The sequence below is a fragment of the Rhizobium sp. G21 genome (assembly GCF_014158035.1).
Classification (GTDB): domain Bacteria; phylum Pseudomonadota; class Alphaproteobacteria; order Rhizobiales; family Rhizobiaceae; genus Rhizobium_E.
Genome location: NZ_JACFXW010000001.1, coordinates 1,143,561 through 1,158,682 on the forward strand (window position 1 = coordinate 1,143,561; position 15,122 = coordinate 1,158,682).

Below are 15,122 nucleotides of genomic sequence, written 5' to 3' on the forward strand. Positions count from 1 at the left end.
GAACCGGCGCGACCGCCGCATACAGATCCAACATATCCGACCAACCGATGTCACGCCTCAGGCCGACCGCGCTCCGAGAAGAAAGCGCGCCTGAAGTCGTCGCCAATTCGCAGGAATCGAAGTTATGGCCCTCAACTATTATACTACCGCTATACAGACTGTGACGAACGTCAATCTCTCGAAATTTGATGTCGTGGACACAACGATTTCCTCCGGCGGGGAGACGAATGGCCTCTTTTCGGTTGTACCGAGCTCCGTTTATACAGAAACATATTACAACAACACGCTTTTGCAAAGATGGGCAATATCATCCGCCACCGAAACAAACATCATCACTTTTTCTTTTCAAGAAGTACCCTATTCACTTATCAGCATTAAAACCGCAACAACTTCATATCATATGCTTTACAAAGGGAATTCCAACAACACTTTTACATTCTATAGATCATTCTATACAACTATCTCGGATCAGCTTACCGGTGTTTATCGCGATACGGAAACCGGGGACATTCTCATCAGACACACGAACAGCTCCACCGGCAACGACACGTTTTCTCTGATTGATTCCGGCTATGACGTGAACACCGCGCCGACATTGGCGACAAGCCCCGAGACCTCCACCAGCGCCGACACCGGCCTCACCGTCGCGATCGCCGATCTCGGTTCGGACGCCGACGGCGACGATATCAGCCTGGGCAATCTCACCGTCACCAGCGGCGACGCGATCGTCTTCACCGACGCCGACGGCGCTCTGGTGGTCATCCCCACCGGCTCGCTCGCCGAGGGCGACAACGGCACGGTGACCATCGGCTATTCGCTCAATGACGGCACAGACCTTACCTCCGGCGGCGCGCTCACCGTCACGGTCACCGGCACGGGCTCCAGCACTCTCCACCTGACGCTGTCTCAGGCAAAAGGCGCCTATGCGGCCAATTATACGACGCTCTCATCGCTCGGCGACGCCTTCACATCGATCACCATCCACGCCACCGGAACGGAAATCGCCGCGCTGAGCGACACCGACCTCGCCCAGTTCAAGGATCTCGGCGTCACCCTGCTCGACGCCTCCGACGATGCGATCAGCCTCTCGCTCGCCCAACTCACCGCAATGAACACCACCGGCATCGGCCTGAGCGCGGCCGACGCCGTCACCCTGTCGGCGACCGCCACCGATATCTCGGCGCTCGACGCCGACGATGCGGCCATGATCGCCGGCATGGGCGTCAATACGATTACCGTCTCCGGCGGCGGGCGCGGCGGCGGCGGCGCCGTCACCCTCGACGCGTCCGTGGCCGTATCGCTGGCCGACGTCTCCGGCCTGGCCATCACCGGCGCCTCGTCGGTGACGATCACCGGCGACGGCGACACGATCGCGAGCGTCTACAGCGACGACATCCAGGCGCTGGCGACGCTGGGCGTCACCGCGATCGACGTCTCCGACAACGCCGTCGCCATCGACATTGCCGAAGCCGAGGCTTACGTCTCGGCCGGCATCGCCTTTGCAGCCGACGACACGGTCGCGGTCTCCCTGTGGAGCACGGACCTCGCCAGCTTCGGTACACAGAAATTCAACGAATTTAAGGACTTGGGCGTCGATATCCTCAATGTGAGCGGCAATAGAGCCACCGTGTCGCTCGCTTTTGCGCAAGCCCTGGCCGCCCGCAACATCGGCTTTTCGTCCGAAGACGCGATCACGATCACCCTGTCGGCCTCCGAACTCGCCGCGCTCGACGCCGACGATATCGACGATCTCGACGATCTCGGCGCCGATGTCCTCGACCTGAGCGACAATGCCGGATCGGTGACCCTGGCCCAGGCCGTCATCCTGTCCGCCGCCGGCATCGCCTTCGCCGCCCAAGACACGATCACGCTCGCCGACACCGGCGCGAACCTGGCGGGCCTGACCAGCGTCGGGATCAGCGACCTGAAACTGCTCGGCGTCTCCGTGATCGACGCCTCCGACAACGCCGTCGACCTGTCGTTCGCCCAGCTTGCGGATCTCAAATCGGTCTTGATCGGCCTGACCTATTCCGACGCCGTCACCCTGTCCGACACGGCGGCCAATCTGTCGGCGCTCGACACAGACGACGCCGCCACGATCGCCGCCATGGGCGTCGATGCGATCACCGTCTCCGACGGCGGCGCGGTCAGCCTCGATGCGGCCGCAGCCCTGGCGCGTGTCGGCGGTCTCCGGTCTCGCCGTTTCCGGGGCCATGTCGGTCACCGTGACCGGAACCGGCGCCACGATCGCCGCTTTCGACGCCGACGAGATGACCGCGCTCGGCGCGCTCGGCGTCACCGTGATCGACGCCACGGACGACGCGGCGACGCTGACGCTCGCCCAGGCCCAGGCCATAGCGGACGCCGGCATCGTCTTCGACGACGGCGACGTCGTCACCGTCGCCCTGTCGACCACCGAACTGGCCGCGCTCGGCGCCACCGATCTCGACGCCCTCGACGCCGTCGGCGTCGACGTCCTCGACATGACCGGCAATGTCGCCACGCTGACCCTGGCCCAGGCCGCTGCGCTGGCCGCTGCCGGCATCGCCTTCGCCGGCGACGATACGATCACGGTCGCCGACACCGGCGCAAACCTCGCCGGCCTGGACAGCGCGACGATCGCCGATCTCGCCGCTCTCGGCGTCGCCACGCTCGACGCCTCCGACAACGCCGTCGCCCTGTCGCTCGCCCAGCTGAGCGCCTTGAAGACCGCCGGCATCGGCCTCACCCCATCCGACGTCGTGAGCCTGACGATCAGCGCCGCCGACATGTCCAACCTGGGCAGCGACGACGTGACCCTGATCGCCGACTTCGGCGTCGACAAGATCGCCCTGTCGGACACCGGCGGCGTCACCCTGCCCGCCGGCGTGGCGGCCCAGTTGCTGACCATCGCCGACCTTTCCGTCACCGGCCTCGGCTCGATGACCGTCGTCGGAAACGCCGCCCTGATCGGCGGCTTCAGCGCCGCCGACATCGCCGGGCTCGCCGGGCTCGGCGTCTCCGGCATGAATGTCAGCAACGACGCCGTGACGCTGACGCTCGCCCAGGCCAAGGCCTATGCCGAAAACGAGATCGGCTTCGCCAGCGGCGATGCCGTGACGGTGGCCCTGACCGCCACGCAGGCCGGCAGCCTCGACACCGACACGATCGACGATCTCGGCGAGATGGGCGCGGACGCCTTCGACCTGGTCGGCGACGCGGCGACGCTGACGCTCGACCAGGCCCAGGCCATAGCGGACGCCGGCATCGTCTTCGACGACGGCGACGTCGTCACCGTCGCCCTGTCGACCACCGAACTGGCCGCGCTCGGCGCCACCGATCTCGACGCCCTCGACGCCGTCGGCGTCGGCGTCGACGTCCTCGACATGACCGGCAATGCCGCCACGCTGACGCTGGCCCAGGCCGCTGCGCTGACCGCGAGCGGCATCGCCTTCGCCGGCGACGATACGATCACGGTCGCCGACACCGGCGCAAACCTCGCCGGCCTGGACAGCGCGACGATCGCCGATCTCGCCACTCTCGGCGTCACGACGCTCGACGCCTCCGACAACGCCGTCGCCCTGTCGCTCGCCCAGCTGAGCGCCTTGAAGACCGCCGGCATCGGCCTCACCCCATCCGACGTCGTGAGCCTGACGATCAGCGCCGCCGACATGTCCAACCTGGGCAGCGACGACGTGACTCTGATCGCCGACTTCGGCGTCGACAAGATCGCCCTGTCGGACACCGGCGGCGTCACCCTGCCCGCCGGCGTGGCGGCCCAGTTGCTGACCATCGCCGACCTTTCCGTCACCGGCCTCGGCTCGATGACCGTCGTCGGAAACGCCGCCCTGATCGGCGGCTTCAGCGCCGCCGACATCGCCGGGCTCGCCGGGCTCGGCGTCTCCGGCATGAATGTCAGCAACGACGCCGTGACGCTGACGCTCGCCCAGGCCAAGGCCTATGCCGAAAACCAGATCGGCTTCGCCAGCGGCGATGCGGTGACGGTCGCCCTCACCGCCACGGAGGTGACCAGCCTCGACACCGACACGATCGACGATGTCGACGCGTGGGGCGCGGACGCCTTCGACGTGATCGGCGACGCGGCGACGCTGACGCTCGACCAGGCCAAGGCCATAGCGGACGCCGGCATCGTCTTCGACGACGGCGACGTCGTCACCGTCGCCCTGTCGACCACCGAACTGGCCGCGCTCGGCGCCACCGATCTCGACGCCCTCGACGCCGTCGGCGTCGACGTCCTCGACATGACCGGCAATGTCGCCACGCTGACCCTGGCCCAGGCCGCCGCGCTGACCGCTGCCGGCATCGCCTTCGCCGGCGACGACGTCGTAACGGTCGCCGACACCGGCGCAAACCTCGCCGGCCTGGACAGCGCGACGATCGCCGATCTCGCCGCTCTCGGCGTCGCCACGCTCGACGCCTCCGACAACGCCGTCGGCCTGTCGCTCGCCCAGCTGAGCGCCTTGAAGACCGCCGGCATCGGCCTCACCCCATCCGACGTCGTGAGCCTGACGATCAGCGCCGCCGACATGTCCAACCTTGGCAGCGACGACGTGACCCTGATCGCCGACTTCGGCGTCGACAAGATCGCCCTGTCGGACACCGGCGGCGTCGCCCTGCCCGCCGGCGTGGCGGCCCAGTTGCTGACCATCGCCGACCTTTCCGTCACCGGCCTCGGCTCGATGACCGTCGTCGGAAACGCCGCCCTGATCGGCGGCTTCAGCGCCGCCGACATCGCCGGGCTCGCCGGGCTCGGCGTCTCCGGCATGAATGTCAGCAACGACGCCGTGACGCTGACGCTCGCCCAGGCCAAGGCCTATGCCGAAAACGAGATCGGCTTCGCCAGCGGCGATGCGGTGACGGTGGCCCTCACCGCCACGCAGGCCGGCAGCCTCGACACCGACACGATCGACGATCTCGGCGAGATGGGCGCGGACGCCTTCGACCTGGTCGGCGACGCGGCGACGCTGACGCTCGCCCAGGCCCAGGCCATAGCGGACGCCGGCATCGTCTTCGACGACGGCGACGTCGTCACCGTCGCCCTGTCGACCACCGAACTGGCCGCGCTCGGCGCCACCGATCTCGACGCCCTCGACGCCGTCGGCGTCGACGTCCTCGACATGACCGGCAATGCCGCCACGCTGACGCTGGCCCAGGCCGCCGCGCTGACCGCTGCCGGCATCGCCTTCGCCGGCGACGACGTCGTAACGGTCGCCGACACCGGCGCAAACCTCGCCGGCCTGGACAGCGCGACGATCGCCGATCTCGCCGCTCTCGGCGTCGCCACGCTCGACGCCTCCGACAACGCCGTCGGCCTGTCGCTCGCCCAGCTGAGCGCCTTGAAGACCGCCGGCATCGGCCTCACCCCATCCGACGTCGTGAGCCTGACGATCAGCGCCGCCGACATGTCCAAACTTGGCAGCGACGACGTGACCCTGATCGCCGACTTCGGCGTCGACAAGATCGCCCTGTCGGACACCGGCGGCGTCGCCCTGCCCGCCGGCGTGGCGGCCCAGTTGCTGACCATCGCCGACCTTTCCGTCACCGGCCTCGGCTCGATGACCGTCGTCGGAAACGCCGCCCTGATCGGCGGCTTCAGCGCCGCCGACATCGCCGGGCTCGCCGGGCTCGGCGTCTCCGGCATGAATGTCGGCAACGACGCGGTGACGCTGACGCTCGCCCAGGCCAAGGCCTATGCCGAAAACGAGATCGGCTTCGCCAGCGGCGATGCGGTGACGGTGGCCCTCACCGCCACGCAGGCCGGCAGCCTCGACACCGACACGATCGACGATCTCGGCGAGATGGGCGCGGACGCCTTCGACGTGATCGGCGACGCGGCGGCGCTGACGCTCGACCAGGCCAAGGCGGTCGCGGACGCCGGCATCGTCTTCGACGACGGCGACGTCGTCACCGTCGCCCTGTCGACCGCCGAACTGGCCGCGCTCGGCGCCGCCGATCTCGACGCCCTCGACGCCATCGGCGTCGACGTCCTCGACATGGCCGGCAATGCCGCCACGCTGACGCTGGCCCAGGCCCAGAGCGTGGCGTATCGCGGCATCGCTTTCGCCGAGACCGACGCGATCACGGTCGCCCTGTCGGCCGCCGAACTCGCCGCGCTCGACGCCGACGATCTCGAGGATCTCGACGAGGTCGGCGCGAATGTGCTCGACCTGAGCGACGACGCCGGATCGCTGACCCTGGCTCAGGCGGTCAGGCTCTCCGCCGCGGATATCGCCTTCGCCAGCGGCGACACGATCACGCTCGCCGATACGGGCGCCCGTCTCGCCGGCCTGACCAGCGTCCAGATCGGCGATCTGAAGGATCTCGGCGTCGCCACGCTCGACGCCGCCGACGACGCCGTTTACCTGTCGCTCACCCAGCTTGCGGATCTGAAATCGGCCTCGATCGGCCTGGCAGCCGGCGACGTCGTCACCCTGTCCGACGACGCCGCGGCTCTCTCGGCGCTCGACGCCGACGGGGCGGCCCTGATCGCCGACATGGGCGTCGATGCGATCGCCGTCTCCGACGCCAGCGCCGTCAGCCTCGACGCGGCCGCAGCCCTGGCGCTGTCGACCGTTCCCGGCCTCGCCGTCTCCGGCGCGGCGTCGGTCACCGTGACCGGAACCAGTGACGTGATCGCCGATTTCGACGAAGACGACGTCTCCGCCCTCGCCGCCTTCGGCGTCACCGCCATCGACGCGACGGACGACGCCGTGACGGTCACGCTCGCCCAGGCCCAGGCCGTCGCGAACGCCGGCGTCGCCTTCGCCGGGGAGACGTGGTGACGGCCACCCTCACTTTGGCCGAGGCCAAGGCTCTGGAGAGCGCGACGGGCGACGCGCTGGACGCCGCCGGCGTCGACATCCTCCGGCTCGAGGCCGCGCCGGCCGACATCAAGGCGCTGACAACGACAGAAATCGCCGCGCTGGGGGCTGCGGGCGTCGACACGGTCGACCTCGATCCGGACCGCGTCCTGTTGAGCGCGGCCCAGATCGCCGCCTTCGCCGACGCCGGCATCACCTTCAGCGACGGCGACACGGTGGTCGATTATGCCCCGCTGCAGCTGGTCGCCGATAGCGCCAAGGCCTCCGAACACGCCGTCGCCAAGGTCAATGTCGGAGCCAACGACATCGTCACCGACGGCTTCGCCCTCGACGTCACCGAGGCCGTGGTCTCCTCCGGCGACGGCGTCGTCGCCATCAACGACGACGGCACGCTGTCGGTCTCCTATGACGGCGCCGATATCGACGGCTCCGCCCAGGCCGAGGTCAAGGTGACCTACACCGCCACCGACGGCGAGACGAGCTCGACGGCGGAGCTGACCGTCACCTTCACCGCCACGGACGAAGACGGCGACGACATCGTCGGCACGCCCAGGAGCGACAGGCTGGCCGGCACCGGCGCCGGCGAGCGCATCTTCGGCCTGGCCTCCAACGACGTCATCCTCGGCTATGGCGGCGACGACAGGCTCTATGGCCAGGCCGGCGCCGACACGCTGTATGGCGGCGCGGGCGACGACAGCCTGTTCGGCGATACGGGCAAGGACCGCCTGCTCGGCGGCGACGGCGCCGACCGGCTGTCCGGCGGGGCCGACGACGACCGGCTGTTCGGCGGCGCGGGCGACGACACGCTCGACGGCGACGGCGGGGCCGACCGGCTGCTGGGCGGCGACGGCGCCGACCGGCTCGACGGCGGAACCGGCGACGACCGCCTGTATGGCGACGAGGGCGACGACATCCTCGCCGGCGCCGCGGGCGTCGACCGGCTGCTCGGCGGAGCCGGGGCCGACCGGCTCGACGGCGGAACCGACGACGACCGGCTGTTCGGCGATGCGGGCGACGACCGTCTCGTCGGCGGCGGCGGCGCGGACCGGCTGGTCGGCGGCGACGGCCGCGACCAGCTGCTGGGCGGAACCGGCGACGATATCCTCTCGGGCGGGGCCGGCGACGACACGCTGACCGGCGGGGCCGGCAGCGACAGGCTTTCGGGCGGAACCGGCGCGGACACTTTCGTCTTCGTCGACGAGATTGGCAGCCACCGCGACATCGTCACCGACTTCCAGGCCTCCGGCGCCGCCCAGGACGTCGTCGATCTCTCCGACTTCGACCTCGACGGCTTCCAGGACCTGCACTCGCTGACGAGTCAGCGAGGCGACAACGTCGTCATCGCCTTCGAGCCGGGCGAGACGATCGTGCTGAAGAATGTCGACATCGACGATCTCTCCAAGAGCGATTTCCTGCTCTGATCCGCGCCGAACCACCTCGGACGCCCCCGCGCGCCGCCCCGAAACGGGCGGCGCGTTCGCGTTGTGGCGAGGCCCGGACGGGTGGACGAGGTCGGGGCGGCCTTCGAAATAGGAGCCCTTCGCCGGCCCTTCCGGGGGCTTCGGCGCGATCGGACGCCAGGCCTGCGCGGCTTCCGATGTCCCGCCTGCCGAAATCCCCAATAATGATCAGATTTGAGTGTGTTTTTTTATTGCGAAAAGACAGTTATGCGTCCATGATCATCTTCATAGCCGATAAATTCAACTGATTTATACAAATAAATACAGTCGCGCCAATGACGCCGCGCGTTTACGGTCCATGAGGGCGCCTTTCATCACGCTGTTTGGATGACGTAAGCCTTTTCTTTCTCATTCTCGTCGAGTGTAGTCCGTCCAAGTGCATTTTGCGCGATCGGGCGGAGACGCCCGGTTGGACCGCTCGGTCCGCGGCCATGCGAAGGCGCGATTCGGCGCGCATCGACGCCGGGCGGCATTCGAGAGCCCGCGCTTTCTCCATGAAGGGCTCGTGCGGACGCCATCGGGGCTCGAAAGCGAACGGGCGCCGGGCGCATGTCCGGGACATGCGCGATGACGGATCGACCAACCGGGAACACGTCGCAGGAAAGGGCCGGACCGCGTTCGCCGACTGCATGCCCATCGGACGCGCCCGGCGATCGGGACCGGACGGAAGCGTCGCGGCGGGGAACCTCGCGGCGCGAATGATGCGGCGGGAAACGATGGGGCGCGAAGGATGAGGCCGGAAGGACACGCGCCGCGGCGACGACGCCACTCTAAACCGGGTTCAAATACACCCCACAAAAAAGTCATGCGCGAGTGATCTGCGCCCGATCATCGCTCGTATGAAAAAATTGGCCTTATCGTATAACTTTAGCAATATCAAATACACTTTTCGTAAACGAACCTTGCCTAAGGTTTATCCGCGACATGATCCGAAACGCGCAAGGCGCCCAGCCCGCCGCTTTCCCACATGACCGACGCCGATGGAGCGCGACGACCGACCTCGGCTTCGCGCGACGACGCAGGCCCGCAATGACGGCGGGCCCAGCATGACATGTATCGAGACAACAGCCGGCGGCGCTCATGATTGCGCGCCGGATCAAGACGGCGCGCGTCGGCGCGTCCGAAAGTGGGGACGACAATGCTCGACGGACTGTTTGCCAAACACGCCAAGGCGAAGCTCGCGGCGCTGGATGCGCTCGGCGCGAATGTGATGCTGGCCGACGCCCAGCTCAACATCACCTATATGAACGACAGCGTGCGCGAGTTGCTGCAGGACGCCGAGAGCGACCTCAAGAAGGAACTGCCGCGCTTTGCGATGTCGACGCTGATCGGCTCGTCGATCGACGTGTTCCACAAAAATCCGAGCCACCAGCGCAATATGCTGGCGGCGCTCAAGACGCCGCACAATGCGACGATCTGGGTCGGCAAGCACGCCTTCGATCTCAAGGTCGCGCCGCTGATCGACGGGGGCAAGACTTTCGGTTTCGTGGTGGAATGGTCCAACGCCAAGGAGCGCCTGCTCAATCTCGACTATCACAACCAGATGGCGGCCATCCATCGCGTGCAGGCGGTGATCGAATTCACGCCCGAGGGCAAGGTGGTCTGCGCCAACCAGAATTTCTGCGACGCCTTGGGCTACCGGCTCGACGAAATCGTCGGGCAGAACCACAGCCTGTTCGTCGACAAAGACTACGTCGCCTCCCCGGCCTATGGCGAATTCTGGAACGCGCTGCGCCGCGGCGAACCACAGATCGCCGAATTCACCCGCGTCGCCAAGGGCGGCAAGAAAGTGGTGATCAGCGCCTCCTATAACCCGATCAAAGACTCCCACGGCCGGGTGATCAAAGTCGTGAAGTTCGCCACCGACGTGACGGAACGGGTGCGCGCCGTCGACGAGATCGGCGAGGGCCTGGGACGCATGGCCGACGGCGACATTTCCTTCGAATTGAACAGGCCATTCGCGCCGGACTTTGAAAGCCTGCGCATCAATCTCAACAATGCGCTGAAGCAACTCTCGGAGACGCTGGGCGCAGTGGCGCGATCCACCGGCGAAATCGACGGCGGCACGCAGGAGATCTCGCGCAACGCCAACGATCTCGCCCGCCGAACCGAACAGCAGGCCGCCTCGCTCGAGGAGACCGCCGCCGCGCTCGACGAGATCACCGCCAATGTCTCCAGTTCCTCCAAACGCGCCGACGAAGCCCGCCGCGCCGCCGGCGAGGCCAATGACAGCGCCGCCCGATCCGGCAAGGTGGTGGCCGACGCCGTCGGCGCCATGGCGCGGATCGAGGCGTCGTCGAACCAGATTTCCAACATCATCGGCGTCATCGACGAGATCGCCTTCCAGACCAACCTGCTCGCCTTGAACGCGGGCGTCGAGGCGGCGCGCGCCGGCGACGCCGGCAAGGGTTTCGCGGTCGTGGCGCAAGAGGTGCGCGAACTCGCCCAGCGCTCGGCCCAGGCCGCCAAGGAAATCAAGGACCTGATCCGCAACTCCTCGGAAGAGGTGAAGACCGGCGTGCGCCTGGTCAGCGAGACCGGCGAGGCGCTGAAGACGATCGAGACCAATATCGTCGCGGTCAACGACCATATGAACGCCATCGCCATCGCCGCGCGCGAACAATCGGTCGGCCTGTCGGAGGTCAACACCGCCGTCAACCAGATGGACCAGACCACCCAGCAGAACGCCGCGATGGTGGAGGAATCCAACGCCGCGAGCGCCACGCTGGCCAGCGAGACCGATCGTCTCAGGGAGCTCATCTCCCGCTTCAAATTGGCGGGCGGCGCCATCGCCGCGCCGCGGGCCGTCGGCCACGCCGCCCGCCCCGTCGCCTCCCCCGCCCGCGCGCTGACCGCAAAGGTCGCCCGCGGCATGAGCGGCGGCGCGACCGCGGAGAAGTGGGACGAATTCTGAACCCGACCGTCGGCGGCCATCGCCTCGACGGGGGCCGCCGCAGCGCCCGAGATAGAGACGAAGACATCGCGCGTCGCCGGAGGCAGTCCCTCCGGCGGCGTTTTTCGTCGCCGGATCACTGGGAAAGGCGACCGGCGCAGGCTTTGGTTGTATCGGGCGTCGAGCTCCGAGACCTGTCGCGGATGATGAGATCTTGCGCGCCCCGCCGTTGTTCGCGCGACAGTATAGTGTCTTTGAAAATCAGAGTTTTACAGGTTGCAGCCTTGCATGAGAATTTTCGCGAAAACGCAAATAGGCTGAATATCAGCACCCGAACATAAGTGTCCGTTAACCCAAACTAACCAATATTGGTGCGGAGCCGCGGCGAACGGCCTGAAATTATCACGCTACTTTAGCGTGTTTTCCGGAGAAAGAACTGACTGCCATGCAGAATATCAAGATAATCCACAAAATCGGCCTCGTGATAGGCTGCCTGGTGCTGCTCAGCCTCGGTGTGGCCGCCATCGAGCATCACGCCACAGGAGTTCAGGACGAAAGCGCGGCGATGATCGATCACACGCATGACGTCATCAGCGATGTCAACGCGATGATGGCCGCCATGGTGGACCAGGAAACCGGCATGCGCGGCTATGTGATCGCCGGCGACGAGAAATTCCTCGAGCCGCAGATCGCCGGCGCCAAGGCCTTCGAAAAGGCGCATGCCTCCGCCAAGGCGCTGACGGCGGACAATCCGGTCCAGCAGGCCCGTCTCGACGACGTCGCCAAGCTCGCCGCCGAATGGACGACCAGGGTGGTCGAAGCCGAAAAGGCGTTGATGAAGGACCCGGCGACGCAGGATCAAGCGCGCCAGATCGAGATTTCCGGCGCCGGCAAGGCGTCGATGGACGGCATCCGCGCCAAGGTGGCCGAGCTGATCGAAGCCGAGGAAGCACTGCTGGTCATCCGCGATGCGGACGCCGAAGCCGCCGCCGACATGTCGCAGATGGCCGCCATCGGCGGCGGCGTTGTCATGGTGCTGTTCTCCATCGCCGGCCTGTTGCTGCTCAACCGGGCGCTGGTCGCGCCGGTCCGCGCGCTCAACGCCTGCATGGTGACCCTCGCCGGCGGCAAGAACGACATCGACGTGCCCGGCCGCGATCGCCGCGACGAACTGGGCGCCATGGCCGCCGCCGTGGAGACGTTCCGCCAGACGGCGCTCGCCAAGATCGACGGCGACCGCCGCGCCGCCGCCTCGCGCGAAGCCACCGACGCCGAGCGCGCCCAGGCGATGGAAACCGAGCGCCAGCGCGCCGCCGCCATGGCGGAAGCGACCACCGGTCTCGCCGAAGGCCTCAAGCATCTCTCGCAGGGCGACCTGACCTATGAGCTGCCGCGTCCGTTCGCCAGCGAATTCGAAGGCCTGCGCGTCGATTTCAACGCCGCCGTCGCCCAGTTGCGCGAGACGCTCTCCTCGGTGGCCGAAGCCACCCGCTCGATCGACTCCGGCTCGCAGGAACTGTCCTCCAGCGCCGGCGATCTTTCCAAGCGCACCGAACAGCAGGCGGCGTCGCTCGAGGAAACCGCAGCCGCGCTCGACGAGATCACCGCCAATGTGTCGAGCTCGTCCAAGCGCACCGAAGAGGCGCTCGGCATCGCCACCAACGCCAACAGTTCGGCGCGGCAATCCGGCGAAGTGGTCTCCAACGCCATCCAGGCGATGAGCCGGATCGAGGAATCGTCGGGCAAGATCAGCCAGATCATCGGCGTGATCGACGAGATCGCCTTCCAGACCAATCTCCTGGCGCTCAACGCCGGCGTCGAAGCCGCCCGCGCCGGCGAAGCCGGCAAGGGTTTCGCCGTCGTGGCCCAGGAAGTGCGCGAACTCGCCCAGCGCTCCGCCCAGGCCGCCAAGGAGATCAAGGATCTCATTCGCGCCTCGGCCATCGAGGTGGAGAGCGGCGTGCAACTGGTGACCGCGACCGGCCAGGCGCTGAAGGGCATCGAGGAGCATGTGGTGGCGATCAACACGCAGCTGACCGCCATCGCCACCTCCGCCCGCGAACAGTCCGTCGGCCTGTCGGAGGTCAACACCGCCGTCAACCAGATGGACCAGACCACCCAGCAGAACGCGGCGATGGTGGAAGAGGCGACCGCCGCCAGCGCCTCGCTCGCCAGCGAAGCCGACAAGCTGCGCCAGCTGGTGGGCCGCTTCCAGCTCGGCGCCCGCATGGCCGCGCAGCCGCGCTCTGCGAGCCACGCCTCCCGCCCCGTCGCCTCTCCCGCCCGGGCGCTGACCGCGCGCGTGGCGAAGAGCGTCGGCGGCGCGGCGGCGGCCCAGCAATGGGACGAATTCTGAGCCGACGTCTCGCGCGATCGGCCCGGACAGACATCGACGAAGGCCGGCGGACCAGCTTCGCCGGCCTTCGTCGTATCAGAGACGGTCGGCGCGCTCGACCCGGAGCGCGGCGATCTCTTCGCGCAACGCCCTGACCTCGCGCAGCAGATCGGCGTTTTCGCCATGGATCGATTTCAGGTCGGCGTCGGTCTCGGCGCTCTGGTCCTGCATGGCCGAGACGATGACGCCGATGAACAGGTTGAGCACCGAATAGGTGCTGAGCAGGATGAAGGGCACGAAGAACATCCAGGCGTTGGGATGGACCTCCATCACCGGCCGCACGATGCCCATCGACCAGCTTTCCAGCGTCATGATCTGGAACAGCGAATAGAGCGAGGCGCCCAGGCTGCCGAACCAATCCGGAAAACTCGCGCCGTAGAGATTGGTGGCCATGACCGAGGCGACGTAGAACAGCAGCACCATCAATACGATGATCGAGCCCATGCCCGGCAGCGCCGCGATCAGCCCGCCGATGACCCGCCGGAGCGACGGCACCACCGAGATCAGCCGGAGCAGACGCAGGATGCGCAGCGCGCGCAACACCTGGAACGGCCCGGTGGCCGGAATGAGCGCGATGGCGACGATGCCGAAATCGAACAGGCTCCAGGGATCGCGGAAGAAGGCGAGCCGGAAGGCGTAGAGCCGCGCCGCGATTTCCAGCGCAAACAGCGCCAGGATCAGCCGGTCCAGCCCATGCAGAAGCGGCCCCGCCGCCGCCATCACCGAAGGCGAGGTTTCGAGGCCCAGCGTTATCGAATTGAGGAGAATGAGACCGACGACAAACCGCTCCCAGCGCTCCGACGTCAAAATCCCGATCAATGTGTTGCGCATGGCCGATCCCTTGTTTCGCGGTGATGGAATCGCCGAAGGCCCGGGCTTCGTCAAGGCGCCGCGACGGCCGCCCTGCCCGACTTTTCCGGTGGTTTCCAAATTCCCGGCCGTCGCGCCCTCAAAGGCGATGCCCCGCCTCTCTCAGCAACGCCTCGGCGCGGTCCAGTTCGGCGCGCTTGACCAGGATGTGATCGCCGTCGAAGGTCGAGACCGCGAAGATCCCCAGGCCGGCATTCGAGAGCGGGGCGACGACCGAGAGCACGATTCCCGTCTCGTCGAAGGCGAAGGGGCCTTGCAGTTTGAGACAGGCCCAGCCGGCATCCTGCCGGACATCGGAAGGCGCGCGCTCGGCGCGGCAGAGGATCGACAGTTCCTCGTCCGATCGCGAGATGCTGACGAAGCCGTCGCCCTCGGCCCAGGCGGGAATGGGATCTGCGGGCGAGAGGCGGCAGACGGCGTAATCGCCGGCCAACAGCGAGAGAGCGACGGAGGGCATGATCGGGTTTCCTGGCGGCTGCGACTTCGGGCGCGCGAGCCAGACGAGGCCCGGCGGCGACCAAGTTGTCGAACCGCGTGGCCGCTCTGTCAAGCCGCGTCGGGCGCCCGCGACACTCTTGACATCCAGCCTGTTCGAGCGCATTTCAGCCTCGACGGACAAGTCCGTCATTTTCAAAGGAACTCTCGTCATGGACCCCGACAGTAGATCGTCGACATCGCATAAC

The 15,122-nt window shown here is 67.1% G+C and carries 7 protein-coding genes and 1 pseudogene; 5 read left to right on the forward strand and 3 right to left on the reverse strand.

The window, feature by feature from the left end; translation table 11 throughout:
• Positions 1 to 400 precede the first annotated feature (400 nt).
• Positions 401 to 811 (forward strand): annotated as a pseudogene (locus tag H2O14_RS29275) (hypothetical protein); the annotation flags it as partial.
• A 135-nt stretch (positions 812 to 946) separates the two neighbouring features.
• Here H2O14_RS29275 and H2O14_RS05870 read toward each other — a convergent pair.
• Complete coding sequence (locus H2O14_RS05870) at positions 947 to 2,245, reverse strand: hypothetical protein (protein WP_182826894.1); 1,299 nt, start codon at positions 2,243 to 2,245, stop codon at positions 947 to 949.
• On the opposite strand from H2O14_RS05870, the gene H2O14_RS05875 reads away from it, so the two are divergent.
• From H2O14_RS05875 to H2O14_RS05890, 4 genes are all read left to right on the forward strand, one after another.
• Complete coding sequence (locus H2O14_RS05875) at positions 2,214 to 6,782, forward strand: beta strand repeat-containing protein (RefSeq protein ID WP_182826895.1); 4,569 nt, start codon at positions 2,214 to 2,216, stop codon at positions 6,780 to 6,782. The genes H2O14_RS05870 and H2O14_RS05875 overlap by 32 nt on opposite strands.
• Positions 6,779 to 8,242, forward strand: a complete 1,464-nt coding sequence (locus tag H2O14_RS05880) for a calcium-binding protein (RefSeq protein ID WP_182826896.1) — start codon at positions 6,779 to 6,781, stop codon at positions 8,240 to 8,242. Before H2O14_RS05875 ends, H2O14_RS05880 begins: the two co-directional genes overlap by 4 nt.
• Positions 8,243 to 9,419: 1,177 nt before the next feature.
• A complete protein-coding gene (locus tag H2O14_RS05885) occupies positions 9,420 to 11,195 on the forward strand; it encodes a PAS domain-containing methyl-accepting chemotaxis protein (protein ID WP_182826897.1) in 1,776 nt (591 codons plus the stop codon).
• A 424-nt stretch (positions 11,196 to 11,619) separates the two neighbouring features.
• The gene (locus tag H2O14_RS05890; protein ID WP_182826898.1) at positions 11,620 to 13,530 is read left to right on the forward strand and encodes a methyl-accepting chemotaxis protein; all 1,911 of its coding nucleotides are present in this window, start codon (positions 11,620 to 11,622) and stop codon (positions 13,528 to 13,530) included.
• Positions 13,531 to 13,605: 75 nt separating this feature from the next.
• Here H2O14_RS05890 and H2O14_RS05895 read toward each other — a convergent pair whose 3' ends face one another.
• Both H2O14_RS05895 and H2O14_RS05900 read right to left on the reverse strand, forming a co-directional pair.
• Positions 13,606 to 14,400 carry an ion transporter gene (locus tag H2O14_RS05895; protein WP_182826899.1) on the reverse strand — a complete coding sequence of 265 codons (795 nt, stop codon included), beginning with the start codon at positions 14,398 to 14,400 and terminating at the stop codon, positions 13,606 to 13,608.
• 118 nt (positions 14,401 to 14,518) lie between these two features.
• Positions 14,519 to 14,899, reverse strand: coding sequence for an ACT domain-containing protein (locus tag H2O14_RS05900; protein ID WP_409526943.1), 381 nt, complete (start codon positions 14,897 to 14,899; stop codon positions 14,519 to 14,521).
• Between the last annotated feature and the right edge of the window lie 223 nt (positions 14,900 to 15,122).